The 26837-nt window shown below is 37.0% G+C and carries 31 protein-coding genes; 22 read left to right on the top strand and 9 right to left on the bottom strand.

Translation table 11 applies throughout. The features are described 5' to 3' along the window. The first annotated feature begins 203 nt into the window (after positions 1-203). Together AC3A54_RS23550 and AC3A54_RS23545 are read left to right on the top strand one after the other, a co-directional pair. On the top strand, positions 204-1382 hold the full coding sequence (locus AC3A54_RS23550) for a NupC/NupG family nucleoside CNT transporter (protein ID WP_487656433.1): 1179 nt from the start codon (positions 204-206) through the stop codon (positions 1380-1382). A 106-nt stretch (positions 1383-1488) separates the two neighbouring features. Continuing rightward, positions 1489-2106, top strand: a complete 618-nt coding sequence (locus AC3A54_RS23545; protein ID WP_487656432.1) for an AmiS/UreI family transporter — start codon at positions 1489-1491, stop codon at positions 2104-2106. A gap of 243 nt (positions 2107-2349) precedes the next feature. Here AC3A54_RS23545 and AC3A54_RS23540 read toward each other — a convergent pair whose 3' ends face one another. Genes AC3A54_RS23540 through AC3A54_RS23530 form a run of 3 tightly spaced genes read right to left on the bottom strand, consistent with a single transcriptional unit; the run spans position 2350 to position 5785 of the window. Then, positions 2350-3360: an NAD-dependent epimerase gene (locus tag AC3A54_RS23540; protein ID WP_487656431.1), complete on the bottom strand. Its 1011-nt coding sequence runs from the start codon at positions 3358-3360 to the stop codon at positions 2350-2352. Next, entirely contained in the window at positions 3357-4721 is a 1365-nt protein-coding gene (locus tag AC3A54_RS23535) for a hypothetical protein (RefSeq protein WP_487656430.1), read from the bottom strand. The genes AC3A54_RS23540 and AC3A54_RS23535 overlap by 4 nt, the downstream gene beginning before the upstream one ends. Positions 4722-4723: 2 nt before the next feature. Beyond that, positions 4724-5785 carry a glycosyltransferase gene (locus AC3A54_RS23530; RefSeq protein ID WP_487656429.1) on the bottom strand — a complete coding sequence of 354 codons (1062 nt, stop codon included), beginning with the start codon at positions 5783-5785 and terminating at the stop codon, positions 4724-4726. A gap of 163 nt (positions 5786-5948) precedes the next feature. On the opposite strand from AC3A54_RS23530, the gene AC3A54_RS23525 reads away from it, so the two are divergent. The 13 genes from AC3A54_RS23525 (at position 5949) to AC3A54_RS23465 (ending at position 15710) form a co-directional block, all read left to right on the top strand. Further along, the gene (locus AC3A54_RS23525) at positions 5949-6080 is read left to right on the top strand and encodes an NAD(P)-binding protein (RefSeq protein ID WP_487656428.1); all 132 of its coding nucleotides are present in this window, start codon (positions 5949-5951) and stop codon (positions 6078-6080) included. A 119-nt stretch (positions 6081-6199) separates the two neighbouring features. Then, complete coding sequence (locus AC3A54_RS23520; RefSeq protein ID WP_487656427.1) at positions 6200-6820, top strand: DUF3298 and DUF4163 domain-containing protein; 621 nt, start codon at positions 6200-6202, stop codon at positions 6818-6820. A 385-nt stretch (positions 6821-7205) separates the two neighbouring features. Beyond that, the gene (locus AC3A54_RS23515; RefSeq protein WP_487656426.1) at positions 7206-8018 is read left to right on the top strand and encodes a transporter substrate-binding domain-containing protein; all 813 of its coding nucleotides are present in this window, start codon (positions 7206-7208) and stop codon (positions 8016-8018) included. Positions 8019-8029: 11 nt separating this feature from the next. Then, positions 8030-8686 (top strand): amino acid ABC transporter permease, encoded by a 657-nt coding sequence (locus tag AC3A54_RS23510; RefSeq protein WP_487656425.1) that lies wholly within the window; start codon positions 8030-8032, stop codon positions 8684-8686. 26 nt (positions 8687-8712) lie between these two features. After that, on the top strand, positions 8713-9465 hold the full coding sequence (locus AC3A54_RS23505) for an amino acid ABC transporter ATP-binding protein (protein WP_487656462.1): 753 nt from the start codon (positions 8713-8715) through the stop codon (positions 9463-9465). A 47-nt stretch (positions 9466-9512) separates the two neighbouring features. Then, positions 9513-10784, top strand: coding sequence for an NAD(P)/FAD-dependent oxidoreductase (locus AC3A54_RS23500; protein ID WP_487656424.1), 1272 nt, complete (start codon positions 9513-9515; stop codon positions 10782-10784). After that, on the top strand, positions 10777-11055 hold the full coding sequence (locus AC3A54_RS23495; protein WP_487656423.1) for a (2Fe-2S)-binding protein: 279 nt from the start codon (positions 10777-10779) through the stop codon (positions 11053-11055). The genes AC3A54_RS23500 and AC3A54_RS23495 overlap by 8 nt, the downstream gene beginning before the upstream one ends. Beyond that, positions 11052-11339 carry a (2Fe-2S)-binding protein gene (locus tag AC3A54_RS23490; protein WP_487656422.1) on the top strand — a complete coding sequence of 96 codons (288 nt, stop codon included), beginning with the start codon at positions 11052-11054 and terminating at the stop codon, positions 11337-11339. The genes AC3A54_RS23495 and AC3A54_RS23490 overlap by 4 nt, the downstream gene beginning before the upstream one ends. Positions 11340-11368: 29 nt before the next feature. Next, positions 11369-12592, top strand: a complete 1224-nt coding sequence (locus tag AC3A54_RS23485; protein WP_487656421.1) for an NAD(P)/FAD-dependent oxidoreductase — start codon at positions 11369-11371, stop codon at positions 12590-12592. A gap of 116 nt (positions 12593-12708) precedes the next feature. Then, positions 12709-13017 carry a DUF3870 domain-containing protein gene (locus tag AC3A54_RS23480; protein WP_487656461.1) on the top strand — a complete coding sequence of 103 codons (309 nt, stop codon included), beginning with the start codon at positions 12709-12711 and terminating at the stop codon, positions 13015-13017. Between the two features lie 163 nt (positions 13018-13180). Beyond that, a complete protein-coding gene (locus AC3A54_RS23475; RefSeq protein WP_487656420.1) occupies positions 13181-13843 on the top strand; it encodes a CoA transferase subunit A in 663 nt (220 codons plus the stop codon). Then, positions 13840-14514, top strand: coding sequence for a 3-oxoacid CoA-transferase subunit B (locus AC3A54_RS23470; RefSeq protein ID WP_487656419.1), 675 nt, complete (start codon positions 13840-13842; stop codon positions 14512-14514). The genes AC3A54_RS23475 and AC3A54_RS23470 overlap by 4 nt, the downstream gene beginning before the upstream one ends. Then, positions 14514-15710 carry a thiolase family protein gene (locus AC3A54_RS23465; RefSeq protein ID WP_487656418.1) on the top strand — a complete coding sequence of 399 codons (1197 nt, stop codon included), beginning with the start codon at positions 14514-14516 and terminating at the stop codon, positions 15708-15710. The genes AC3A54_RS23470 and AC3A54_RS23465 overlap by 1 nt, the downstream gene beginning before the upstream one ends. A 246-nt stretch (positions 15711-15956) precedes the next feature. On the opposite strand, the gene AC3A54_RS23460 is transcribed toward AC3A54_RS23465, so the two are convergent. Further along, positions 15957-16154 (bottom strand): hypothetical protein, encoded by a 198-nt coding sequence (locus AC3A54_RS23460; protein WP_308083820.1) that lies wholly within the window; start codon positions 16152-16154, stop codon positions 15957-15959. Positions 16155-16427: 273 nt separating this feature from the next. Here AC3A54_RS23460 and AC3A54_RS23455 point away from each other — a divergent pair, with 273 nt between their 5' ends. Continuing rightward, positions 16428-16733 (top strand): BC1872 family protein, encoded by a 306-nt coding sequence (locus AC3A54_RS23455; protein ID WP_335549284.1) that lies wholly within the window; start codon positions 16428-16430, stop codon positions 16731-16733. 651 nt (positions 16734-17384) lie between these two features. After that, entirely contained in the window at positions 17385-17816 is a 432-nt protein-coding gene (locus tag AC3A54_RS23450; protein WP_487656417.1) for a hypothetical protein, read from the top strand. Between the two features lie 281 nt (positions 17817-18097). Here AC3A54_RS23450 and AC3A54_RS23445 read toward each other — a convergent pair whose 3' ends face one another. Beyond that, complete coding sequence (locus AC3A54_RS23445; protein ID WP_487656416.1) at positions 18098-18802, bottom strand: DUF421 domain-containing protein; 705 nt, start codon at positions 18800-18802, stop codon at positions 18098-18100. A gap of 157 nt (positions 18803-18959) precedes the next feature. Between AC3A54_RS23445 and AC3A54_RS23440 the strand changes: the two genes are divergently transcribed. Further along, on the top strand, positions 18960-20015 hold the full coding sequence (locus AC3A54_RS23440) for an LLM class flavin-dependent oxidoreductase (RefSeq protein WP_487656415.1): 1056 nt from the start codon (positions 18960-18962) through the stop codon (positions 20013-20015). Between the two features lie 130 nt (positions 20016-20145). On the opposite strand, the gene AC3A54_RS23435 is transcribed toward AC3A54_RS23440, so the two are convergent. From AC3A54_RS23435 to AC3A54_RS23425, 3 genes are all read right to left on the bottom strand, one after another. Beyond that, the gene (locus tag AC3A54_RS23435) at positions 20146-20673 is read right to left on the bottom strand and encodes a GNAT family N-acetyltransferase (RefSeq protein WP_487656414.1); all 528 of its coding nucleotides are present in this window, start codon (positions 20671-20673) and stop codon (positions 20146-20148) included. A 332-nt stretch (positions 20674-21005) separates the two neighbouring features. Continuing rightward, complete coding sequence (sleB, locus tag AC3A54_RS23430) at positions 21006-21722, bottom strand: spore cortex-lytic enzyme (protein ID WP_487656413.1); 717 nt, start codon at positions 21720-21722, stop codon at positions 21006-21008. A 145-nt stretch (positions 21723-21867) separates the two neighbouring features. Continuing rightward, positions 21868-22650, bottom strand: coding sequence for a Cof-type HAD-IIB family hydrolase (locus tag AC3A54_RS23425; RefSeq protein ID WP_308083825.1), 783 nt, complete (start codon positions 22648-22650; stop codon positions 21868-21870). Between the two features lie 226 nt (positions 22651-22876). Here AC3A54_RS23425 and AC3A54_RS23420 point away from each other — a divergent pair, with 226 nt between their 5' ends. Continuing rightward, on the top strand, positions 22877-23893 hold the full coding sequence (locus AC3A54_RS23420; RefSeq protein WP_487656412.1) for an NADP-dependent oxidoreductase: 1017 nt from the start codon (positions 22877-22879) through the stop codon (positions 23891-23893). A 64-nt stretch (positions 23894-23957) separates the two neighbouring features. On the opposite strand, the gene AC3A54_RS23415 is transcribed toward AC3A54_RS23420, so the two are convergent. Next, positions 23958-24164, bottom strand: a complete 207-nt coding sequence (locus AC3A54_RS23415) for a hypothetical protein (protein WP_487656411.1) — start codon at positions 24162-24164, stop codon at positions 23958-23960. A 224-nt stretch (positions 24165-24388) separates the two neighbouring features. Between AC3A54_RS23415 and AC3A54_RS23410 the strand changes: the two genes are divergently transcribed. The 3 genes from AC3A54_RS23410 to AC3A54_RS23400 all read left to right on the top strand — a co-directional run bounded on the left by AC3A54_RS23410 (position 24389) and on the right by AC3A54_RS23400 (position 26725). After that, positions 24389-24721 (top strand): nuclear transport factor 2 family protein, encoded by a 333-nt coding sequence (locus AC3A54_RS23410; protein WP_487656410.1) that lies wholly within the window; start codon positions 24389-24391, stop codon positions 24719-24721. 195 nt (positions 24722-24916) lie between these two features. Then, positions 24917-25420, top strand: coding sequence for a DinB family protein (locus AC3A54_RS23405; RefSeq protein WP_487656409.1), 504 nt, complete (start codon positions 24917-24919; stop codon positions 25418-25420). Between the two features lie 189 nt (positions 25421-25609). Continuing rightward, entirely contained in the window at positions 25610-26725 is a 1116-nt protein-coding gene (locus AC3A54_RS23400; RefSeq protein ID WP_487656408.1) for a cysteine desulfurase family protein, read from the top strand. Positions 26726-26837: the final 112 nt, after the last annotated feature.

The following is a 26837-nucleotide window of genomic DNA, read 5'->3' as shown; positions in this document are numbered from 1 at the left end:
TTTCAGTAATTTTAAAATTAAGTGAATGTTTTTACTTGCAAATTGATAATTTTGTGAAAAAAATTGAACTCCTAAAAAATATTTTTACATTTTTTCAAATGACACTTAACATTTGTTCAATACATATGTTATATTAGTTCTGTTCTTAAAAATGTAAGCGCAACATTTTCATCAAGATAAATTACAACATTGTGGAGGAAACTATGAAATACATTATTGCTATTATCGGATTACTTATTGTTTTTGGACTAGCTTATGTAGCTAGTAATAACCGAAAGAATATTAAAGTTAGACCTGTTATTATTATGATTATTATTCAAATCCTTTTGGCTTGGTTATTATTAAATACAAAGTTTGGTCTAGTATTAGTTAAAGGGTTTGCTGATGTTTTTAGTAAATTATTAGAATATGCAGCAAGCGGAATTTCATTTGTGTTTGGCGGACTTTCAAATAAAGGAGAAATGTCTTTTTTCCTTGAAGTATTACTACCAATTGTTTTTATTTCAGTATTAATTGGAATTTTACAGCATTTTAAAATACTCCCTATCATTATGAAAGCAATTGGATTATTGTTAAGCAAAATAAATGGCATGGGTAAATTAGAGTCTTACAACGCAGTTGCTTCTGCAATTGTCGGCCAGTCTGAAGTGTTTATTACTGTTAAAAAGCAACTCGGACAACTACAACCACACCGTTTATATACATTATGTGCTTCAGCCATGTCTACTGTCTCAATGTCAATTGTCGGTGCATATATGACGATGATAGAACCAAGATATGTTGTAACCGCACTTGTGATTAACTTGTTTGGTGGATTTATTATTTCATCCATCATTAATCCATATACGGTGACTGAAAGTGAAGACATTCTTATTATTCAGGAAGAAAAACAAAGCTTCTTTGAAATGATTGGGGAATATATTATTGATGGTTTTAAAGTTGCCATCATTGTTGGTGCCATGTTGATTGGGTTTGTTGCTTTAATGGCAGGGATTAATAATATTTTTGAATTGATTTTAGGAATTTCATTCCAGGAAATTTTAGGTTATATATTTGCTCCGTTTGCCTTCATTATGGGTATTCCATTTTCAGAAGCTGTTCGTGCAGGAGGAATTATGGCGACAAAGCTTGTAACAAATGAGTTTGTTGCCATGATGGATTTAGCAAAAATACAAGATAGCTTTACACCAAGGACCTTAGGAATAATATCTGTTTTCCTTGTTTCTTTTGCAAACTTCTCATCTATTGGTATTATTTCTGGAGCTGTTAAGAGCTTACATGAAAAACAAGGCAATACGGTAGCTCGATTTGGATTAAAACTATTATTTGGAGCAACATTAGTTAGTATTTTAACTTCAGTGATTGTAAGTATAGTTTTATAAATAGTGATGAAAAAGCAATTTCTATACTAATTGATAGGTAGAAATTGCTTTTTCTCCTTTTGAAGGAGGGGAGTGTTGTGGAAACAGGCTTTTCACAACAAGTAGGATGAGTTTTGTTGGGTTATTTTTATCTGGTGCTGTATTATTTTTAAATAGTCTTATGCTATTAGGTAAGGCAGAAGCAAAAAGTGTTGGTATTTTTAATATATTCGTAGGAACGATTCAAATAATGATTCCCACTTATTTAATGGTGGGAGCTGGTCAAAATAATTGGGATCTTTATAATGTCGCCTCCATTTTTTTATTTGGGTTAACCTATTTATACGTTGGTGTCACGGTATTGAGGGGGCTGGATGGCAGTGGTCTTGGTTGGTTTAGTTTATGGGTTGCAATAATTGGGGTCGTTTATACCATAGTATCTTTTATTCATTTTAATAATGTGGTTAACACGCTTACTTGGGGAATGTGGGCATTTTTATGGTTTTTGTTCTTTTTATCAAATGCCCTTAATAAGAAAATTGACCATTATATCGGGATGGTTGCATTTGTCCAATCATGGGTAACTCTTACGATTCCCGCTTTACTATATTTTATCGGTGTCTGGGATACACCTTTGATAAACCAAATCTGGTTTTACGTTTTAATTATTTCTATTTTCTCTTTCATCTTAGGCCTCTTTAAATTTAAATTATCATATAAAAAACATATTACTCAATATAATTAAATAAGCGTAAAGCCCCACAAAACCAAAAAACCGAGGTTTCCTTCTCGGTTTTTTACTTTGGCTCTGTTAAATTTGCCTGTTGATTTCCGCTCCAGGCACTTCGCTTTCCGTGGGTGTTTCGGCGAGCCTCCTCGGCGCTTGCGCCTGCGGGGTCTCCCCTGAACCATACTCCCACAGGAGTCTTCGTGCCTTCCGCTCCAATCAACAGGGTGTATAAATCAACACTGTTCCTTAACACAGCCTTTACTTTTTGAGATGATACTCCTTATACCACTCAATGAACTGTTCCAAACCTATTTCCAGTGGAGTAGAGGGAGAGAATCCAACATCTTTTTGCAAACTACTAATATCAGCGTAGGTTACTTTTACGTCACCGGGTTCCATTGGCAAAAATTCAACCTTTGCTTTTTTACCTATTAGTTTCTCTAATATCTGAATAAATTTCATTAAATTTACTGGATTATTATTACCAATGTTATAAATTTGGTATGGGGCGTAGCTGGAGCTTGGGTCAGGGTTGTTTCTATCCCAATAGTTATTGGATTTAGGGGGATGATCAATAAGTCTAATCATCCCTTCAACAATATCATCAATAAAAGTAAAGTCTCTACTCATGTCACCTTGATTAAATACTTTAATCGTTTTTTCTTCGAAAATGTTTTTTGTAAATGAGTAGTATGCCATATCTGGTCTACCCCAAGGTCCGTATACTGTAAAGAAACGGAGCCCTGTTGTAGGGATATTATATAGGTGGCTATAGGTATGTGCCATTAATTCATTAGATTTTTTTGTAGCAGCATACATACTAATGGGATGGTCAACAGAGTCTTTCGGTGAGAAAGGAATTTTTGTATTCGAGCCATAAACGGAACTTGATGAGGCATAAATTAAATGCTCTACCGGGTAGTCTCTGCAAGCCTCTAATACATTTAAGAAACCCAGGAGATTGGATAGAACATATGCATGAGGGTCCTTAAGGCTATAACGAACCCCAGCTTGGGCTGCTAAGTTAAAGACAATTCTGATAGAATGATCTGCAAATAGTTGTTTTAATGATTCCAGGTTTCCCAAATCTGTTTTGTAGAATGTAAAATTGGGCTGCTTCTCTAAAATTTTGATTCGTTCTTCCTTTAAACATACATCGTAATATTCATTAAGATTATCTAGACCAATAACCTGATGACTTTCAGCTAACAACCGTTTAGAGAGATGAAACCCAATAAAACCAGCCGCACCTGTCACTAAGATCTTCATTTTCTTCGATCCGATCCCTTTTTTCGTTCATGGTCTTTTTTACGATTCGAATCCTTCTTACGATCGTGTCCATTTTTACGATTAGACTCTTTTTTATGATTATGGTCTTTCTTTCGGGTGTTCTCTTTTTTACGATCATGCCCTTTTTTACTGCTCCGAGTTTTCTTCGAATTCTTTAAGTTTTCGTTAGCGACTTCTTCATTAGTAAGCGGAATAGGTGTCTTTGTCCATTCCTCATGTGTTTTTGGATCCATTGCCTTTACCTGTTCGAGAAAAGAATCTAAGAATCCTCTTTCATGAAGGTTTTGAAATAACTCAAGTGGTCTATCTTGTACTCTAGAGAAGGAATACACGTGGTCGACTAACTTAAATCCACTATTAGTTACAAAAATATGCCTTAGTGGGGCATCGATTTGTTTAAAACCATTCTTTTTCATGGTGGTTAAAATGTCTAGTAGTCTTCTAGCAATGTCATTTGAAAGGCTGGATTGCTTTTTTAGGAACGTATTTAAATCAGGTCCCACTAGATATTCCATTAATACATAGTTGGAACCAGTCTCGTAGACTTTTGGAATGAAAGATAATTTTTGACTAGACATTAGAACCTCTTTTTCTTGCTTTGCATGGTCTGGGTTTCCGTAAATTTTTACACATTTATCTTCAGCAACTCGGTATACAGCTCCTTGGTGTCCTGAACCTATTAGTGTTTGGGTTACGGAACTTTCAACTTTAACCCCTTTACCTGATCCACCTGAATATACAGGAATGTTCTTGTAGTCAAAACTGTTTTCGTTAAAGTATTTTTGCCAGCCTTCAAAAGTTTCCGGCTCTAGCTTTTTCACTTGGGATAAAAATGATTCTTTTAACAAGATGATATTTAAATCTCTCAATAATTTTAGTGGAATTGGGTGATTTCGTTTGAACGCATTTACGTGATCAATCAATTTCAGTTCTTCATTTTCAAGGACGAAAATATGTCTTAAAGGTGCATCGAGCATCGTAAATTTAGTCTTTTTCATTTCTCTTAAAACATCTAGTAGTTTTTTTGTAATTGATTCAGGAATATACGTACAGTTTCTAAGGTATTCTTTCAACGTTGGGGCATTAAAGTACTCCATCTCGATAAAGTTTGAACCTGTTTTAAATACTTTTGGAAAAAAGGATAAATGTTGTCCAGCTTTAAGAGCTTCTGCTTCCATCTTAGCTTGCAGGGGATCTGTGTATATTTTTACACACTTATCTTCAGAAATTTTAAATACTGCACCTTGAGCACCCATTCCAATTAGCGGATAGTCTGTTGAGTTATCAATATCTAAAGTTTTCAATCCTTTTGTTACTTTTATTGATTTATAATCTGCCATTACTATCCTCCTATCAGTAGTTCATCATAATATTTTGCTTGTAAAAGTAGCTGTTGTTTAGAGTCAAAGAGGGTTTCAACTTTTTTACGTGCTGCGATTGTATAGGTTTCCCATAGCTGTCTATTGGTGAGTATAAATTCAAGGCCAGCGGCTAATTCATCCACATTATTTTCCTTTACTAAGAATCCTTCCTGATTATGTGTGATTAGTTCTGGAATGCCTGCATGGTAAGTTGAGAGTACTGGTACACCAAGTGCCATAGCTTCCTTTAATGTATTAGGAATACCTTCTACATCTCCATTAGCCGCTTCTAAGCTAGCAGCACAAAACACATCAGCATTTGACATATACTCTCTCACTTTGTCTTTATGAAGATGATTTAATAATTGAAATGAATCTCCTAAATTTAATTGTTTAGCAAGCGATATAAGCTCATCCTGTAGTTCTCCGCCTCCGATAATAGTCAGAGTAGCACTAGGAAATTTGTCTTTTATCTTTTGAAAAGCTTTTATTAAGATATGGTGACCTTTCTTTTCTACTAATCTTCCAACAGAAAGAATGTTTAGTGAACCATCAAGGCTTGGTGCACGGTAATGGTATTTACTGAGGTCAACCCCTCCATATAACACTCTAATTTTTTCTGGAGGACAGCCCCATGCAATGATCCTATCAGCTAAATATTGGCAAACTGGAAAAAAACGCTCCCCCTGTTTAAAAAGCATTTTCATATTTTCTAGATAACCGACAGGCTGATCTGCTAAGGTTGCATCTCTGCCTCGTATGCTGGTGACTAAAGGTTGGTTTGTTTCTTCCTTAAAAGGGAGGAGTAAAATACCTAGTTGGCCGTGGTGTGCATGTAAAAGTGAGATGTCATTTTTTTTAACGTACCCTTTTGGGGAAAAAATTTCATTGAGATAATGGACCTTATCATTGAGCAGAGAAAGGTCGGTCATGTACTTGGGTTGACGGACCAAATGAATGTAATCATATCCTGGGACCTCACGTATTTGTGAAATATATTGAGTCGGATCCACTCTTAAATTTAAATGTAGAGCTTTTGGCAAATATGTCGTCTCCTTTCATTATCATCTATAGACTTTCAAGCCGGCTTCATCATAGGTTATTCATGGTTGAAAGGAGAGGCTTGGACAAATCTCACGATAAGTATGGTATTTTTATTGGAAAATAATTAAATGAAAAGTGCATTGAAAATGGGGAGAGGTATATATGGATAAAAAGGCAATTATCATTGGGGCAGGTATAAGTGGTCTCTCGGCTGCTATTGCATTAAAGAAGTTAGGGGTCGGTATTGTCATAAATGAGAAATCCCCAACTTTAAAAAATGGGGAGCGGGAATAACACTTTGGGATTACATAGGAAAATTGTTTATGTGAAAATCCTGTAAAGGTAGAGGGTGAAGCACACATTAATTTTTTCCAAGAATAAAATGGGTAAAAAAATGTAAGAGGATGAACCATATGCCCATTTTACTGCCAGTAAATATTAAAACAGCTTCAATTAGTGGGGGACCCAATAAAAGGGTCATTTATCCACAGGTCATTGGGATGGAGAATCATGAAACGGAAAAATTAATCAATCATACAATCGTTAATCAAACTCAGGAACTAATTGATCAACAAGTGGGGAATATGCCGACAACAGTTGAGGAAATGCTTGGCTTATATGAAATTAAAAACAACCAACGTAATGTTCTTAGTTTGTCACTCTCAAATTATACTTACCATTACCATGCCGCACATGGAATGACGTATATAAAGTCTCTAACATTTGACTTGGAAAAAGCGAAGTCAAGTGAATTGAAAGACTTATTTAAGCCTGGAAGTGATTATATTCAGAGGCTCTCAACATTAATTAAAGAGCAAATCGTAGACCGAAAGATCCAGTTGATTACAGACTTTACAATAATTAAACCGGACCAAGACTATTATATTGCTGATAAGTCACTGGTTATCTATTTTCAGCTATATGAAATAACTCCATATGTGTTTGGATTTCCTATGTTTCCGATTTCAATCTATGATATACAGGAAATAATAGACGAAAAGGGTCCACTTGGTCGAATGGCGGTAAATATGTAATATAACCAATAGGCACAATGTATAAATTACATTGTGCCTATAAAAATAACAGAGGAACATTAATTAATAAAATATTCAGAAATTTTATTGACGGGTTAACTCAAAATACTTATAATAATCACTAATAGAAAATATCAATCACTTACAAATTGATAATTTGTACATAATCAAGGTCAGGTAATAATGCTGTGAAAAGATCACCTCTTTTCATGTTCCATTAAACCGTACAACCGTGATTACGTCGAATGAGTTCATGGATTGTCATGCTCATTTTACGTTTTCATGTCTTGTACGGTTTTTTATTTTTTATTATGGTTACACTTTTTAGAACTCTTACATGTAAAGTGTTCTAGAATTCTATAAAAATATATGAGGAGGAAACAAGTTGAAAAAGTATTTATTCATTTTAATTACCATGGTTTTTATGCTCGCCGGTTGTGGAACGAGTAATAAAAGTTCAGGCACAGTTGAAAAGTCCAAGAAAAATCAAGAGGATACTGGAATACTAGCAAAAATTAAAGAAGATGGCGTAATCAATATTGGAATTGAAGGAGTATATCCTCCTTTTAACTATTTTGACAAGGATAATAAGTTAATAGGGTTTGATGTAGATATAGCAAATGAAATAACCAAAAGAATGGGCGTAAAGCCAAATTATGTTCCTACCCCTTGGGATACCATTATTGGGGGCTTGCTTACTAAAAAATATGACATCATCCTATCTAGTATGGCCATCACAGATGAAAGAAAACAAAAGGTAGATTTTACAGAACCATATTATCATACAGGTGCTCAACTATTTATCAATAAAGATAATAAAGATATCAAGGATCCTGAAAAAGACATTAAAGGAAAGAAAATAGGAGTAGCAATTGGAACAACATTTGAAGAAAAGGCTACTGAGCTTGGTGCAAATGTAATCACATATAAAAGTGACTTGCTAACATTTCAAGATTTATCTAATAAACGAGTTGATGGTGTGTTGACAGACAAAGCAGTTGGGGCACGGTTAATTAAAGAACAAAATTATCCATTTAAATTCGTAGGGGACATGATTCTAAAGGACGCTGCCGGAATTGCCTTGAACAAGAACGAAGAGGCCCTTAAAGCTGAAATCAATAAACATCTAAAAGCCATGATGGATGATGGAACGTATGCAAAAATTAGTAAGAAATGGTTTGGTGAGGACATTCGTTAAGGGGAGATTTGATGCTTGATTTTAATTTGGTTACAAAATTTATTCCGTTTATGCTTAAGGCAACTGTTGTCACATTAGAACTCTCTGTTGTCTCCATCCTTATTGGGCTTATATTGGGCCTTTTCATAGCATTAATGAAAATTTCTTCCATAAAAGTATTATCTTTCATTGCCGACTTCTATCTTTGGATTATTCGTGGAACCCCAATGCTAGTCCAGTTATTTATAGTCTACTTTGGTTTGCCGCAAATAGGAATTGAGCTTTCACCATTTGTATCTTCGGTTATTGCATTAGGAATCAACTCTGCAGCATATATTGCTGAAATATATCGTGGCGGTATTCAATCAATACCAAAAGGACAGGTGGAAGCAGCCGAGTCACTAGGAATGAAATATCCAACTATTATGAAGAAGATTATTCTTCCTCAGGCAATTCGAGTGAGCGTTCCGTCCTTAGGAAATCAAGCTATCATGATGTTAAAGGATTCTTCCTTGGCTTCCTTAGTGACAGTAACTGAACTTATGATGGTTTCACAACGATTCGCATCGACGAATTTTGCCTTTATAGAGTTCTACGTTGCGGCTGCTGGATTTTACCTGATTATGACGACACTTTTTACCTTTATTTTAAATAAAGTCGAAGTTCGCATGAGCATAAGTGATCGCTAGGAGGAAATGGAGTGGAAGCCCTAAAAATGCAAAAAGATATAGAAACTGGACAACCAATTATTACTGTAGAAAATCTTCATAAAAGTTTTGATCATTTAGAAGTGTTAAAAGGGATTGATTTACAAGTTTATAAAGGCGAAGTAATTGCATTGATTGGAGCAAGTGGGTCAGGGAAAAGTACCTTGCTTCGCTGTTTGAATCGTCTCGAAACGATTAATAATGGCAAGGTTATTATTGATGATATTACACTGAATAATTCAGACAAGAATATTAGCAAAATTAGGCAAGAAGTAGGGATGGTTTTTCAGCAATTTAATCTGTTTCCACATATGACTGTTCTTCAAAATGTTACTGTGGGTCCGATTGAAGTTCTCAAAAAGAGTGTTGCAGAAACTGAAGCAGAAGGGATAAAACTCTTAGAAAAAGTAGGATTACTTGATAAAAAGGATGTATATCCTAAGAAGCTTTCTGGTGGACAGCAACAACGTGTGGCAATTGCTAGATCTTTAGCAATGAATCCAAAAATTATGCTTTTTGATGAGCCGACATCTGCTCTAGATCCTGAGTTAGTTGGTGAGGTTTTACAGGTCATGAAGCAACTGGCATTGGAAGGTATGACGATGGTTGTTGTAACACATGAGATTGGATTTGCAAAGGAAGTAGCTGATCGTGTTATCTTTATGCACAATGGGGTCATTGAGGAAGAAGGTAACGCACAGGAAGTCCTAAATAATCCTAAAAGCCAGAGGCTCAGTTCATTTTTAAGATTGGTAAAATAATTGGGAATGCTTTTCACCCCAAATAGAAGTTAAAGGGTGTAAGATATATGGACCAAGAGATGAATCGACTCAGTTTACTATCAATGCAGGTTGAAAAAGAATCAATAGCAACGGCTTTACAGGCAAAAGAGATCTATAATCACTTAGGAGAATTTTTAAAAGATTCTATAATGCTCTCCTCAAAAAAGAGAACAATTACAATTATTGGCGGGGGAATTATTGGGCTTATGGCAGCTTATTTCCTTCAAAAAAATGGGTACGGTGTAACAATTTTAGAACGAAAATCATTTGGTGCTGCGGCATCTGGAAGGAATGGCGGAGGAGTATTGGCGTTAGGGAGGGAGCTTAGAGAAATACCGTTTGCCCGTTTAGCAATCGAGATTTGGGATGCACTCGAACTTGATGGGATTGATACTAAATTCGTCCGTTCAGGTAATGTAATGGTTGCTAGGAATGAAACCGAGAAGCAGAAGCTGCTGGCCGCACATGACCTTTATCAGGCTTCGGGATTAACAGTAAAAATCCTCTCAGCTAATGAAATGAAAACAATAGTACCTGATATATTTCCTCAAATTAACATGGGGTTATTAAGTGAAACAGATGCACAAAGCTATCCGTTTACAACGATTAAAAGTATCATTTCTTATCTAAAAGAAAATGGTGTAAAGGTCATTGATCATTGCGAGGTATATGAATTTAAGACAAATCAACAAGAAATAGAATATGCTTCCACAAATAAAGGAAACTATCAGTCTGACGCCTACCTTTTTTGCGCAGGCCCATGGACCACAGAGCTCTGCAACAAATTAAATGAAGAGATTCCTGTTTTACCAAGACGTTCTCAAATTCTTGTAACTGAAATCATGAAAAAGAGAAAAATCCATCCCTTTGTCGCGGGTAATTCCATTTACCTCAGACAAACTCACGCAGGGAACATCCTTTTTGGAGGCGGAGGACCATGGGAGACCAATGGATATGAAGTATCTAATACTAACTTTGCAATTGAATTTCTTACTAAGAGATTCATAGAAATATTCCCAGGTTACAGGAATAAGCAATTAATCAGGGCCTTTGCAGGGACAGTTGAATTAACAAGGGATCATCTGCCTTACTTTGGAAAAATTAATTCTTGGGATAATGCCTTTATATCTGCAGGATATAACGGACATGGATACGGAATGTCTACAGTGATGGGAAAATTAATGGCAAAAAGTTTATCAAGCTATTTCGCAGGTAAGGTAAATCCTGTTGAAACAACTATTTTGTCTAATTTTTCAGTGGCGCGGATTGGACAAAAGGTAGGGGATCAATATGTCTAACCTTTCTTACATGGTGTGTCGTTGTGAGGAAGTTTCAATTGATAGTTTACAAGAGGCAATAAACGATGGAGCCAGTACCTTGCAAGAACTAAAAATGGCAACCCGTGCAGGGATGGGTATTTGTCAAGGTAGGATTTGCAGAACAGCATTGGAATGTTTAATTCCAAATCAACAAAATGGGCTTCTGGAACATCCAAGTATGTTAACCATTCATCAGCCCACTCGTCCTGTTTCCCTATCACAAATTGTTGCAAGGGAGATACAAAGATGAGAATTGACCATCCATTGTTTGGAAACAAGTCAAGAAAGACAGTCTCCTTCTCTTTCAATAATGAAATATATAAAGGAATGGAAGGAGATACGATTGGTGTCGCCTTGTGGGCAAACGGCGTAAAAACATTGCGACATAGTGAAAAGAATAACGAGCCTAGAGGGATGTACTGTGGGATTGGCCAATGCTATGAATGTAGAATCTACCGCTCGGATATTGGATTAGTTAAGGCCTGTACAACGCTTATTAAAGAAGGAGAAAAATATTATTCATTGGAGGAATAATGAGAACAGCCTTGGGAAGGGGGGAAAGGATGAAAACTGATGTAGTGGTTGTCGGTGGGGGGCCAGCGGGATTATCCGCTGCAATTGAAATGGGATCACGAGGTGTCAGAGTCGTAGTGGTCGATGATCATCCCACGCCAGGGGGGAAATTACTAGGTCAACTTCACGAAGAAGGAAATGCAAAGATTTGGTGGAAGGGTAAGGAATATGCAGAAGATTTAATTCGGAAGGCCCGTTCAGCTAATGTACAAATTTTATCAGGAAAGCAAGTTTGGGGATTGGAAGCTGGGTGGAAGGTATATGTTTCAGATCTCACAAAAAATGAAGAAGCCTTGGTCATCCATACTGAATGTGTTTTGCTTGCTACAGGAGCAGTTGAAAAAACGGTCCCCCTCCCAGGTTGGACCCTCCCAGGTGTAATTTCCATTGGCGCCGCACAGGTATTGACTAATGTATATGGAGTTTTACCAGGAAAAAAAGTAATTGTAGCTGGGATAGATATTCTATCATTATCCATTGCACGGACAATGAAACTTGCTGGTGCCGATGTAGTTGGAATCTATTTGCTTCCTAATAATCCTTTTTCTCCATTTTCATCGCCAATATCACAATTAGATACATTAAAAGATTTAATCCCTCATGCTCCTTCAAGATGGATAAGAGGTAGTGGAAAACTATTAAAATCTAAAACAGGGAGAAAGTTAGCTGCACGCTTTTATCCATCCATGGGCATTAAAATGTGGGGAATACCAATCTATTTAAGGCATTCTTTGCAAGCCATCATTGGTCAGACAGAGGTGGAGAGTGTTTCTATTGCAAAGATAGATGTAAACGGTAGCCTCACTGAAAAGGTAACTAGCATTCATGTCGATTGTGTTTGTTTATCTGGTGGATTAACACCCCTTTATGAATTGGCAGCCACTGCTGGATGCAAATTTGTTCATATAGAAGGGTTATCAGGTGTAGTTCCACTCCATAATAGGGAACTGCAAACGAACATACCCAGTCTTTTTGTAGCTGGAAATATTACTGGAATTGAAAGTGCCAAAGTGGCAATGGCACAAGGACGACTGGCTGGATTGTCCATTTGTAAACGATTAAATGCAGGGGCTGTCAGTGTGGCGGAAATAGAAAAAGGTAATAATCATGTTAATAGTGTAAGAGCTACTGCAGATATTCAATTTCATCCCAAAGTTATAGAAGCAAGATTGGAATTAGAAAAAGTATGGAAGGAAAATGTAGTATTTTCTTAAAAGATAAGAGCTATTGACAAGTCACCTTCTAATTACTATAATTATTCTGAATCTTTACTATTATCTAAAAATAATTATTGTTTTTAGGAGGGGTTGTTATTAATCAATTAGAAACAGTGATTGTTACGGGTTATGCAAAAGCCCCTCAAGGGACATCCATGCATGAATTATATAAACATGCTGGAATTGTTTTGGAAATAAACCATCATAGTCATACCATAGAAAAAGCGGATTTCACTTTTGTGACTGGTCTAACTAAAGAATTTTTTGAAAAAATTCTCATTGGTTATTGTTTGAAAAATGGGATTGATCCTCTAGTCCAAAAAATTAAGGATCATTATTTCGCTCCATCCCAACAGGCGATCATTGTCGCACTGCAATCGGCAGTACAAAGATATTGGGACCATATTAATAATAAAATCTAGATTGGTTTTAATAAAGTGAGAGATTTTCCTCTCTCATGGTCTTATTAAAGCTGAGCAAATTTGAAAGGCTACAAAATGTTCTCCATTTTTGTAGCTTATTAGAATATTGCTCAGCTTTTTGCGTTTTTTAAGATTACTAGTAAATAACTTTGGAGGAATGAGAATGAATAAGCTAATTTCGGCAATGGAAGCAACATCAATGATTAAAGATGGAAATAGGATCATGGTTGGAGGCTTTGGTTTAGTGGGCTGTCCATTAACCATATTGCGTTCGTTACAACAGTCAGGAACTGCAAAATTAGAAATAATTAGTAACAATCTTGGTGAGCCTGGGAAAGGGCTTGGCGTGCTTGTTAAGGAAAAGAGAGTTCGAAAAGGAATCGGTTCTTATTTTACAAGTAATCCAGATGTGGTAAAAGCCTACCAAATGGGAGAGTTAGACATTGAATTGCTCCCACAAGGAACGCTTTCAGAAGCAATTCGTGCTGGCGGGGCAGGAATTGCAGCCTTTTATACGCCAGTTGGTGCTGGTACGGAGATTACAAAAGGAAAAGAAGAGAGAGAAATTGAAGGTAAAAAATATATTCTACAGCCATCATTAAAGGCCGATATTGCCTTAATAAAAGCACATAAAGCAGATGAATTAGGAAATTTAGTATATATAAAATCAGCTAGAAACTTTAATCCTATTATGGCAACTGCGGCCAAAGTAGTGATTGCGGAGGTTGATCAAATTGTGAAGAAAGGTGAGTTATCACCCGAAGAAATTGTTACACCTCATCTCTTCGTAGATTATCTCGTTATGAAGGAGGAAGAAATCCAATGAGTGAAAAACATGTCATTGCAAAAAGGGCAGGTCTAGCTTTAGAAGATGGTGATATTGTCAATCTTGGCATTGGTATACCGACATTGGTAGCCGATTTTGTTCCCGAGGGAATTAAAGTCTACCTCCACTCAGAAAATGGAATTCTAGGTGTAGGACCCACCCCTCAAGCCGATGAAGTAGATAAGAACTTGGTGAATGCCGGTAAGCTTCCCGTTACGATTGAAGAAGGAGCTTCCTTCTTTGATAGTGCCTCTTCATTTGCGATGATTCGCGGTGGCCATGTAGATGTGTCCATTTTAGGAGTCCTCCAGGTAGATGAAAAAGGTCGTGTGGCAAACTGGGCTGTCCCTGGGAAGAGTGTATTAGGTGTCGGTGGAGCAATGGACTTGTTAGAGGGCTCAAGAAAAGTCATTGTCACCACTTTACACACCACCAAAGAAGGCGAATCTAAAATAGTAAAAGAATTACAGTACCCTATCACTTCACTTCGAAAAGTGGACCTAATCATAACGGAACTGGCAGTTTTCGAGGTGGATGAGGAAGGATTAGTCCTTATTGAAGTTTTACCTGGTCAAACTATCGAATCTGTCAAAGCAAAGACAGACGCGCGATTTAGGATTGCTTTAAGCTGTAGGGATCAATTGGAGAATGAAAGTAGAGTGAAACAATAATGGTCGTTATTGTAAGTGCACTGAGAACGGCGGTCGGAAAAATGGGTGGTGCGCTTTCGTCTGTGCCACCAGAAGAATTGTTAGCCACTGTTATGAATAATAATTTATCTTCTGTTGGTTATAATTCTTCTATTTTAAATGAAGTAATCATTGGTCAAACAAAACAGAGTGCTGAAACACCTAACATCGCAAGGGTAGCCGCATTAAAAGCCAGATTTCCTGAACAGGTGACTGGGCATACAGTACAAATGCAATGTGGTTCAGGACTTCAAGCTATAATAAATGGAGTCATGTCCATCAAGACAGGTCAATCGGAGGTTGTTTTGGCAGGCGGAGTGGAAAGTATGTCTCAAGCACCTTATTACTTTGTTGGTAATAGGAAGGGGTTAAAACCAGGGGATTTAACTTTATTTGATTCCAATACTCGCAGCCAACCATGCTCTCAGCCTCAAGACTTATATGGAACGTTTAACATGGGCCAATCAGCTGAATGGCTAGCAGAAAAATTTGAGATTTCTAGAGAAGAACAAGATCTCTTTGCACTTGATAGTCAAGAAAAAGCACTAAGAGCTTTGGAGAACGAGCGCTTTTCAGCTGAAATTGTTCCAATAAGTGTTCCAATTGGCAAGGGTGAAAGCTTGTTCTTCGCTGTTGATGAGCATCCTAGGAGGACTTCACTAGAAAAATTATCTACCCTTAAGCCTGCCTTTAAAGAAGGGGGCACAGTGACATCAGGTAATTCATCTGGTCGGAATGACGGGGCAGCGGTCTTAATGCTGATGAGTGAAGTAAAAGCAGAAAAACTGGGCCTGACACCACTAGCAACTATTAAATCTTGGGCTATTACTGGTGTCTCGCCTAAAGAGATGGGCCTTGGTCCAGTTTCTGCCAGTGAGAAAGCATTAGAAAAAGCAGGCTTAACGATGGAAGATATAGATCTCATTGAATTGAATGAAGCATTTGCAGCACAAGCAATTGCATGTCTAAAGCATTGGCCTGACTTAGACCGAAAAAAGGTAAATGTTAACGGCGGGGGGATTGCTTTAGGTCATCCACTAGGCTGTTCAGGGGCAAGAATCCTAGTTACGCTTCTTCATGAATTGCAAAAGACTAAGTTAACTTACGGCCTGGCAACATTATGTATTGCAGGGGGTCAAGGAATTGCAATGGTAGTAGAGCGTTGGAGGGAAAGGTAGACTTTAAATAAAGAGCTTATTAGTTACTATAAATATATTATGTAAACTTAAATGCAGGAATATTGTTCTTTTTAGATGAATGAAAGACATTTATGATTGAATGAGTAAGAGATTTGTCCTTCATTGGCAGGATGAAGGACATTTTTAATCGATGTTGTTCGAGGTTTGTCCTTCATCAGTGGGATGAAGGACATTTTTTTAAAGATTCATTGTATTTTGTCTTTCATAGCAATGACAGGGGGCTTATTAACCCTTTTTCAGCTTCATACCAAAAGTTAAGATTTCGTAATCATTCTTTAGCACATACCCATAATTTTTTGTATGGTCGATAACGATATCTCCATCAAGATATGCTTGTACTTCCGGGCTAACAAGGATAGTAATCTCCTCAAATAGATACACCTCATCATGTTCTACCTGCTCATCCTGAGCAAGTTCATACACAATAGTACTACCTCAACCACTCGTTTGATGTGCAATAATCCTAACAGAAGTTTTCTCAGGGAAAACCGTTTTTAATTGAAGATATGCGTTTTTTGTTAGAATAATTTTCAATATGATCACCTCACTAATAAATTACCCTTCGTGAAAAACCTTTACACCTTTACACCTTTACAATGATAGCAAATTTTATTAAAAAAATTGACAATAAATAATATAGGACCGAAAAGCTAAAGTGGTAAAATAATAATGTCTAAAGAAAAGGAGCCAATACATATGAACAGAACAGAAATTATAGCTCGAAGAATACTAGGATGGAAATTAAATAGATGGGATCGATGGTATGATTTTGAAAAGGATACATTCATTCCTGTTTCAGATTTTGAACCTGAACATAACCTTGACCATGCGATGGTAATCGTTGAGAGATTAGAAAAATTGGGATTTACATATAAAACAAATGGCGTTTCTGAGGTTTGCTTTAATGATGTTTGTGAAACAGGAGAAACGTTAACAGAAGCAATCACAAATGCTGCATTTTCTATCGCTGACAATAGTTCAGTGCCTGATGAATGGTTATAACTTACGAAGGTATAGAGAAAAAATATAGCTCTCTAAAAATAACGGGTTCGGTTTGCGAGTACAAAATGTGATAAAGCAACCTATTTGGAGAAATAATTCGCAATGAGTTGGTGTCTCCTTTTTTATTGATTGGCTCTGTTATCACTGTATGTTGAATTTACAGTGTTTGAAAAATAAACGGAAAAATTCCGCTTAAATTGGGAAATACCGTTATTTCCTTAAAAATAAGGGGAGTTTTTCCGTTTATATGATCCAAATCATTGGATTTTGTCATATTTTAGAGCAGTTAAAGGGAATTTCTCCGCTTATTTCTGCTTATTAATCTGCCTCTTTATACAATAAACGGAAATTCTCCGCATAAGAATTCTTCTACCTACACGAGAATCAACAATGAATGGTAACCGAGTCTATTGATATATAAATGCTTTATTCGTTTTGACATCAAAATTAGCACAACAATTAACAGGCAAATTGAAACTACCACATAAAATTATGCTGTTTTGTTAATAATCTTGCTAAAACTGGGTGCCAATATGATATTAAGATAGTCCACTTTTAAGTATTAGGTGAATTTCACTGGAGTTTTTGTGATTTTCTGTTAAAAATTAGTAATAGATAAGTTGTGTTTTCTCTAAAAAGTGAGGGTAATTCATGCATCCAATTGAATTAATTGAATTGATGATAGCTAGCGGAATTTTACTCGTTATTCTATTTGCATCTTTCGTTATGAAAGGGAAATGGAGAAAAATTTTTCAGGGGTTGGCTGTTGTTTTTCTGATTTCTTTTAGTGTCTTTTATATGGTACGTCCATACTGGATTGATTTACAAATTGAAAAAAAAGTAGGTTATTTACAGACTCATTTAGAACAGCAATACCCAAAAGAGACATGGGAATTTTGGACAGTGCCTCATCGTGAAGACGGATATGAAAGTATGAACCCATATATCATTGGTGTCATATTTAATAGCGAACCAGAAGCAGAATACGAATATTTTGTTCATAATAAAGATGAAGTTGTTCAAACAGGCTATTCGTCTAAGAATAAGTTAAAGCGAGACTTTAAACATTTAGAAGATAGATAATATATTTTTAATTTGGTAACTTTGATGGGAATTAAATATATATATCCATTATAATCCGAAGCAGTTTAAACTAACGTTTTACTTAATAAGAAAATATAAAGAAACGCTTTAACTTTTTGTTTAGAGCGTTTTTCTATGATAATTATAATGTGATTTACTTAGTCAATGGTGTTGTTAAATCTGTTGCGATTTTACCTTCCAAATGTAATTTTGTACTTCAAAGCCGAACCCGTTACACTAAAAACCTGGTTTTCTTTTCTTACCAGTCAATGATAAAAGGATTACTTATATAAAAAAATCTTAAAGTTATCATTCTTATCCACAGTTGCCAGCAAGACGTTTTTGATATCAGTTTGATAAAAGTTTTCTAATTTAGATATAACCCAATCTTCGTCCTTTTGTATTTGCAGTAATTCATTAGAATTTATTTTACCTTCTTTTATAATCGTTCTTGGTAAATCGAATGGTTCTGTCACTATTTGCATGGTCGATGGTGTAAGGGGTTGGTATTTAGAATCTAGAAAAATGGATATTGTCCCATCCGCCTCCCAAAAAGCTAATGCTACGCTTTTGACATCTGCTACTTTTTCCTTACGCAATTCACCTAATAACAAATCTACAGAAATCCTTGCCTTTTGAAGGCCTTTATATAAAATCTCTCCATTTTGTACGAGTGGGATTGGTTTACTGTTAATTAGCATTCTCAACCATGGCCATTTAAGAATGATGAATATACCACCAAGATATAAGGTTACTAATACAATGGTGGAAATGACGGACCCTTTTAACCCAAGGTGTTGGTCAGACAATGGATGGGCAATAATGTTGCCAATGACTAGAGCAATAACAAAATCAAGCAGTCTTAATTGGGAGATGGCACGCTGTCCTAAAACTTTGCCGACGATGACCAAGAAGAAAAAACCAACAACCGCACGTAAAACCCATTCAATTGTGGTTAGTGATTCTTGGCTTTGAAAAAAATCCATGTGAGATACACCCTTCGTCCAATAAACTAACACTTAGTGTTTCTCTGTTGTATTTTAAATAAACTAAAATGGGTGCATATAAATAAAAATATTACAGTTAATGGTATATACTTACATAGTCGCAATTAGCAGAAGAGTAAAATTGGAGGAATGAACTTTGGAGATAGGAATTAGTACCTTTGTAGAAACCACACCGGACGTTCAGACCGGAGAAGTAATAAGTCATGCACAAAGAATACGTGAAGTAGTTGAGGAAATTGTTCTTGCCGATCAAGTAGGATTGGATGTGTTTGGCGTTGGAGAGCATCATCGAAAGGATTATGCGGCTTCCTCTCCTGCAGTTGTTCTGGCTGCTGCAGCATCACAAACGAAGCGAATACGATTGACTAGTGCCGTTACGGTACTATCTTCTTCAGATCCAGTACGTGTATTTCAAGATTTTTCTACACTTGATGCTATTTCAAATGGACGAGCAGAAATCATGGCCGGAAGGGGTTCCTTCATTGAATCGTTCCCGCTGTTTGGCTACAATCTAAGGGATTATGATGAATTATTCGAGGAGAAACTAGACCTCCTGTTAAAATTACGCGAGTTTGAGAAAGTAACTTGGAAAGGGAGGCATCGGCCAGCCATTACTAACCTTGGCGTGTATCCAAGACCTGTTCAAGACCCCCTCCCAGTATGGATTGGCAGTGGTGGAAACACGGAATCAGTTATTCGGGCAGGTGTCCTTGGCTTACCACTTGTTCTAGCCATTATTGGTGGAAGTCCAGTTAGATTTGCACCCTTGGTTAAACTTTACAAGAGAGCTGCAGCACAAGCAGGGCACGATTTGTCGAAACTATCTGTTGCCTCACATTCACATGGTTTTATCGCTGAGACAACTCAACTAGCAGAAGATAAATTTTTCCCTTCTACCCAGCAAACTATGAATGTGCTAGGAAAGGAGCGGGGATGGGGACATTACGACCGTTCAAGCTTCGATGCAGCAAGAAGCTTTGAAGGAGCACTGTACGTTGGTGATTCAGAAACAGTTGCTCAAAAAATCATTTACCTTCGAAAGAATGTTGGAATCACACGTTTTTTCCTTCACGTTCCTGTAGGTACGATGCCTCATGAAGAGGTCATGAAAGCTATTGAACTGTTGGGTAAAGAGGTAGCGCCTAAGGTTCGAGAGGAAATCGCTGAGTGGGAATGCACAAATAACAGTTGATAGCATTAACTACCAAACTGATAGCTGTTTGATAGGAGCCCTTATCTAATTGATAGTTAGAAAAGTTACAATAAAAGCTTGTAGAAAGAAGTCCAAATGGACCAATTCTACAAGCTTTTATTTATGTTGATCAAGTATTCCTTAAAACAGTAATAAACCCATCGAGGATCTGGTGGCTTATTTTGAAACCTTTCCCTTGATAGAACTTTAAGGCTTCATCGTTTCCGTTTGATACAAAAATAAACAAATCATCAATTGTCGGAAATGAACGTAACCAATCCCTCGACTTTTCGAATAAAACGGAACCAATGCCAAGGCTACGATAACCTTCCTTGATATAAAACTGTGAAAGACAACCGACATCTTCATTATTAACTGAGTCAAGATCAAAAAAGGTAGCAAAATCATTTGAATACGTTTCCTTTGGTGAAATGTTGCTATACACATATCCCACAATTTCATCATCATCTTTTGCTACTACTATGTAATTATATTTGGCGCTGTTGACAGAAGGGATCATTCTAGTTTCAAAATTCATGTTATCAAAAAATTCAGGATGAATGGTTGCTTTAGATTTTTGATAAGCCATTAATTCATTTACAAAATCCTTTAGGCAACTAATGTTATCTTCAGAAATTACTTCGTATTGGATAGCCATAAATAAATTTCCTTTCTAGAGATTAATAAAGTGGTAATTAATAGCTATTAAAAGTATATGATAAGTCATTACTAATTCCAATTTTAAATAATTGGCTTTGTTAAACTTGTCTGTTGATTTCCGCTCCAGGCGCGAGCGGTTCGTGGGTGTTTCGGCGAGCCTCCTCGGCGCTTGCGCCTGCGGGGTCTCTCCTGAACCATACTCCCACAGGAGTCATCGCGCCTTCCGCTCCAATCAACTGGGTGTAAAAATCAACAATGTTCTTTTACACAGGCAAATAAATAAAAAGCTGTCATATACAAGAAATGATTCGTTGTATATGACAGCTATATTTATTTGCAAAATATGTGTTTCCCAATTTTTTTGATCTGGGGTCGACTCCAGATCCAACTGCTCGTCGCAGTAGCGGGGTTAAAATAATATAGAGCTCCACCACTAGGATCCCATCCATTTATGGCATCAAGAACTGCTTTTTTTGCTGTTTCATTTGGTGTTAAATTTATTTGTCCATCCGCAACAGCCGTGAAGGCTCCAGGTTCATAGATGACGCCTGCGACGGTATTAGGGAAAGATATACTTTGGACCCTATTAAGGATAACGGCAGCTACAGCTACTTGGCCCTCATATGGTTCTCCACGTGATTCTCCGTAAACAGCGTTTGCCATCAACTGTATGTCATTTTGGGAATAGCCGTTTGGAACATTTGAGCTATTAACAGAATTTCCTTTCTGTTCATATTTTGTCGCTCTCACCAGCATTTCTTTCGTTTTGGCGCCTACAACTCCATCAACAGGGAGTCCAAATTTGTCCTGAAAATTCCTAACCGCCCAGTAGGTATCCCAACCAAACACACCATCTATCTTACTTTTGTAAAAACCATTATATGTAAGTCGTGTTTGCAATTCAATTACGTCTTCCCCCACAGCCCCTCGCTGTAGGACTTGATTTGAAAATGATAGTACTACTTTACTTTGGTCTCCATTAGTCAATACGATTACAGTTAAAAAGGTAAAAATTAGCGGTATTTTTATGAATGTACTCAATTGCACAACTTAACCTCCAAACCACTTAAATAACTATAATTAATATATTTACATATTCTTACCTTTTCTATGTAAAAGCATAAAAAATAAAGGGAGATTATCTTGGTTCAGATAATCTCCCTTTATTTTTTATTATGGAAGAGAAAAATTTTTAGATTAATCCTAGACGTTCTAAACCATATCTTACTCCGTCTTCTTCTGCTGAGAGTGTTACCATATTGGCCACTTGTTTCAATTCATCGCGCCCAGACCCCATAGCCACTCCCATTCCAACCAAGGACAGCATTTCGATATCATTTAGGCCATCTCCAAATGCAACAGCCTCGTCGGGTGCTATTCCTAGTTTTTCTAATAGTTTAGTAATACCAACTGCTTTGTTGGAGTTAGACAAATTAACATCACAGGTTCTAGCTCCTGAACTCCATCTTCTGAAATCTAACTCGGGTACATTGGTTTGATAGTGAAGCTCTTCCTCCAAATCGCAATGTAAGAATAATTGGTATATGTCTTCATCTGTCCAAAATTGAGCGGGTGCAAGCTCGGGCTTCCATGGATCGTGTTGGTACGCTTCAATTACGTATGGATGGCTTAGATCTGTGGACTTAAAGCTTGTGCCGCTTAAGAAAGTGAGTGGATGCTGAAAATCATTTGATAATAAATGTACTTTTTCTAAAATCTGTTTATTTATAGCGCTCTTGTATATTTCTATCCCTTGGTGATAAGCATAGGACCCATTAAAAAAGACCATGGATTCTACTCCGGTTTCTTGAATTATGGAATCTGAAAAATAGGGTGCTCTCCCCGTAGCGATGATAAGCTGTATCTTTTTCTCCCTCAACTGCTGGATCGCAGCCTTAGTAGCGTGACTCAATTTTGTTTTTCCATGAGGAAGGATCGTTCCGTCAACATCTAAGATGACTAACTTGTAATTCATAAACTCTCTCCTAAAGTGTATTCTCAGTGGGTTACGCAAAGTATAAGCACAGTATAACACATCGGTCTTCAATCCCGTGCAAGAAGGACTTAGATATGAGTATAACTCAGTTTGAAAAAATTAACTCATGAAAAAAAAAGCAGGGAAATGAGACTACAAAATTGAACTTATAAACAAAGCAACTAACGGCAGTTACATGCTGTATTTTAATGAATGGAGTGGTTGGATGAGCAAGAATGTCAATCGAAAAATATTATTAGCTAGTCGTCCGAAGGGTATGCCAGAAGCAAGCAATTTTGACATAATTGAGAGCAACATTCCGGAAATTAGTGAAGGAGAGGTACTCATCCGTACTATTTATCTATCAGTGGATCCTTACATGCGCGGAAGGATGTCGGATGCAAAATCCTATGCGAAACCATATGAGGTGGGAGAACCATTTATTGGAGGCATGGTTGGGGAAATCGTTGAATCTAAAAATCCACGGTTTCAAAAGGGGCAATATGTGGAAGGCCGCCTTGAGTGGGCAGAATATAATGTGTCAGATGGTAGTACCATTCGGAAGGTTAATCCTGAATTAGCGCCGATTACCACGGCCCTTCATGTACTAGGAATGCCTGGGTTAACTGCCTATTTTGGGTTAATGTTCATAGGACAGCCGAAGGAAGGGGAAACAGTAGTTGTTTCAGGAGCATCGGGAGCAGTTGGAACAATTGTTGGTCAAATTGCAAAGTTAAAAGGCTGCCGTGTAGTAGGAATTGCTGGAGCTGATGATAAATGTAGCTTTTTAACAGAAGAATTAGGCTTTGATGCTGCTATTAACTATAAAACAGTAGAAAACCTCCGCAAAGCACTGAAGGAGGTTTGTCCTTCAGGAGTCGATGTTTATTTCGACAATGTCGGAGGTAAAGTAAGCGATGCTGTAATGACATTGATTAATTTTCAGTCTCGAACAGCTATTTGCGGACAAATCTCGCAGTATAACTTAGAAAAGCCGGAGCTAGGACCAAGAATAGCGGGACAACTGCTGACAACTAGTTCATTGATGAAAGGCTTTATTGTATCTGATTATGCAGACCATAATAAGGAAGGATTAATTCAGTTATCACAATGGGTAAAAGAAGGTAAGATTCAATACCGCGAGAATATCGTTGAAGGCTTTGAAAATACGGTGGAAGCTTTTTTAGGACTTTTCCGAGGGGATAACATTGGAAAACAGCTAGTGAAAGTTTCAGAAGAATAAAGAAATAATGAATAGCTAAAAAGGGCATACGGAAAAACCCTTGCCCTTTATTATGCTGTTCTGTTTACTTTTTGATTGGTGGATTGTTTACGTCTACATGAAACGGAAGAGAGTTATCTGCTTTGTCATTTCCATAGAACTGCTCCTGGATTTCGTTATTAGCCATTTCTTCCTCGGAACCCCCAGTAACATTGCTCTTGGACCCGGAGTCATAAAATAAATGATCCATTTGTTGATTTGCTTCAACTGCTTCATTTTTGTTCTCCTTCATATATAAGCCCCTTTTACTCATTTGCTTGTATTTTTCCCATTCTGTGCTTAAAGTACAAGTATGTTGAAGAAAGTTTTTAAAAGTAGGAAGGATCATGCTTGATGTAATACTCGTAAACAGTCCTTTATAAGCGATAAATAGATATCATTCTAGAGTGAAAAGGTTTACAATCAACGCTCACACTTTTAATATTAAATCAATAAATAGTAATGGAGTGGAAGCTTATGTCGATTGAACAGGTTGTTCAACAACAAATCGAATACTATAACAAACAGGATATTGAAGGATTTGCCAGTACATATGCTGATGATATTACGGTTTACACATTTCCGGTTAACACAATAACTTTAAGTGGAAAACAAGTATTGATTGAAAGGTATACAGAAACATTCAAAAAGAAGAATTTTGCGGACATAAAAAATCGTTCCATTGTCGGCAACAAAGTAATAGATTGGGAAATTGCAACGAGCGGGCTTACTGGAGAAAGTACAAGCTTAATGGCCATTTATGAAGTAGAAAACAATTTAATATCAAAGGTTTGGTTTATACGAGAGTAGGACTTCCATGATGGAAGTTCTTGAATTGGAAAAGTTAGAAATTTAATATTAGGTAAAGCTCAATTAGGTAAGAATAAAAAGATAAAATTGTACTTATGGTTATGAATGGTATACTTTTTATGTTTTGATTATGTCCTGTCAGATCAATTAAATCCTAAGAAGCTTAAAACTACGAAAAACGGAGGAAAAAACAAAATGTATACTTCAATAGCTGAATTCATCCAAGAATGGAATCAGGAAGCAGGGTCTACACAAAAAGTATTAGATGCGTTAACCGACAATTCCCTTCAACAACAGGTTTCTTCGGAGGACCGTACCTTAGGCCGAATTGCCTGGCACATTGTTACAAGTACTCCTGGAATGCTAATCGAGTTCGGAATCAAGGTGGAACCGGTAGAAAATTCAGGAACCGTTCCTTCCTCAGCAAAGGAAATGGCAGAAACATTTCGAAAGGTCAGTGCCGATACAATTGACTCAGTGAAACAGCAATGGACGGATGATTCCCTAAAGGAAATGGTTAATGTGTTTGGTATGACAATGCCAAAAGCAGTAACACTTTCATTGCTCATCAAGCACATCATTCATCACCGTGGTCAAATGACAGTCCTCATGCGTCAGGCAGGATTGAAGGTTCCAGGTATTTATGGGCCAGCAAGAGAAGAATGGACTCATATTGGAATGGATGCTCCAGCACTTTAACATGTCAAGATAGAGAGAGCCCTTTAAATGCAAAGCTGCATTTAAAAGGCTTTTTTTATTTATGATGGGGTTGATTGTTAACCTCATGCTAAATGGTATAGAAGACAAATGGAGGGTAAATGCGAATACAACTTGTGGTAGAATTAGATAAACATAGGTGAAATGATCCTTAGAAGGGATGAGGGCAATATGGAAAATATATATATGGATTACAATGCTAGTACCCCTTTGGCTCCTGAGGTAGTTGGTACGATGAAACCTCTGCTACAGGATTACTATGGAAATCCTTCAGCCTTACATTGGTCTGGAAAACCAGTTAAGGAATTTTTACATAAAGCAAGAGAACAGGTGGCTGAATTAATTGCTTGTTCTCCTGGGGAAATCATTTTTACGAGTGGTGGAAGTGAGGCAAATAATCTTGCTTTAAAAGGGTTTTATTTTAAAAATAAGCATAAAGGCAACCATATCATTACTTCTAAAGTTGAACACCCCGCAATCGTAAGCCCTTGTAAGTTCCTTGAACAAGTTGGGGCAAGGATAACTTACGTAGGCGTTGACCGGTATGGAAGAGTATCACCTGAAGAAATCGAAAAGGCGATTACAAAAGAAACAATTCTGATTACAGTCATGCACTCCAATAATGAAATAGGTACGTTACAGCCGATAAAGGAGATTGGGGCAATAGCGGAAAGGAATGGAATTGCCTTTCATACAGATGCTTCTCAATCCGTTGGAAAAGTCCCTGTCCAAGTGAATGATTTAAAAGTAGACATGCTAACGATTGCTGGTCATAAACTATATGCACCGAAAGGAATTGGTGCCCTCTATATAAGAGATGGAATCCAACTTGAACCTCTAATACACGGAGCGGGGCATGAATTCGGACTTCGTGCTGGCACTGAAAATACTTTACTAGCAGTGGGATTGGGCAAGGCATGTGAAATCGCTTCGAAAGAAGTAAGGAATCATAGAATAAAAGATTTGACCGACTATTTTTGGGGGCAACTAAAGGGAATGTTTGGTGAACAGATTTTGCTGAATGGACATCCTGAGGAACGGCTGCCGAATACCTTGAATGTAAGTTTTGTAAATAAAATAGGCCAAGAACTACTAGAGTCTATTCCTAGTCTTGCGGCATCAACTGGATCAGCGTGTCATGCTGGAAGCATAGAACTATCACCTGTATTAAAGGAGATGAATGTTCCTGAAGAGGTTGGAATGGGGGCAATTCGGTTTAGTTTAGGCAGGAATACAACCAAGGAAGAAATTGATAAAGTGATCATATTGTTAAATAATATAATGTGAAATAGAAAATGGTACCATCATATAAAGAGCCCTAGTTTGATCTGACCCAATAAAGTTAGACAAAATATTTCTATGCAACTTTTAAGACTTGAGTTCGGTACTCCACCGGACT

The sequence above is a fragment of the Neobacillus sp. Soil_C_43 genome, from assembly GCF_057656715.1.
The sequence above is the reverse complement of the archived record's forward strand: the minus strand, read 5'-3'. Positions and strand labels throughout refer to the sequence as shown.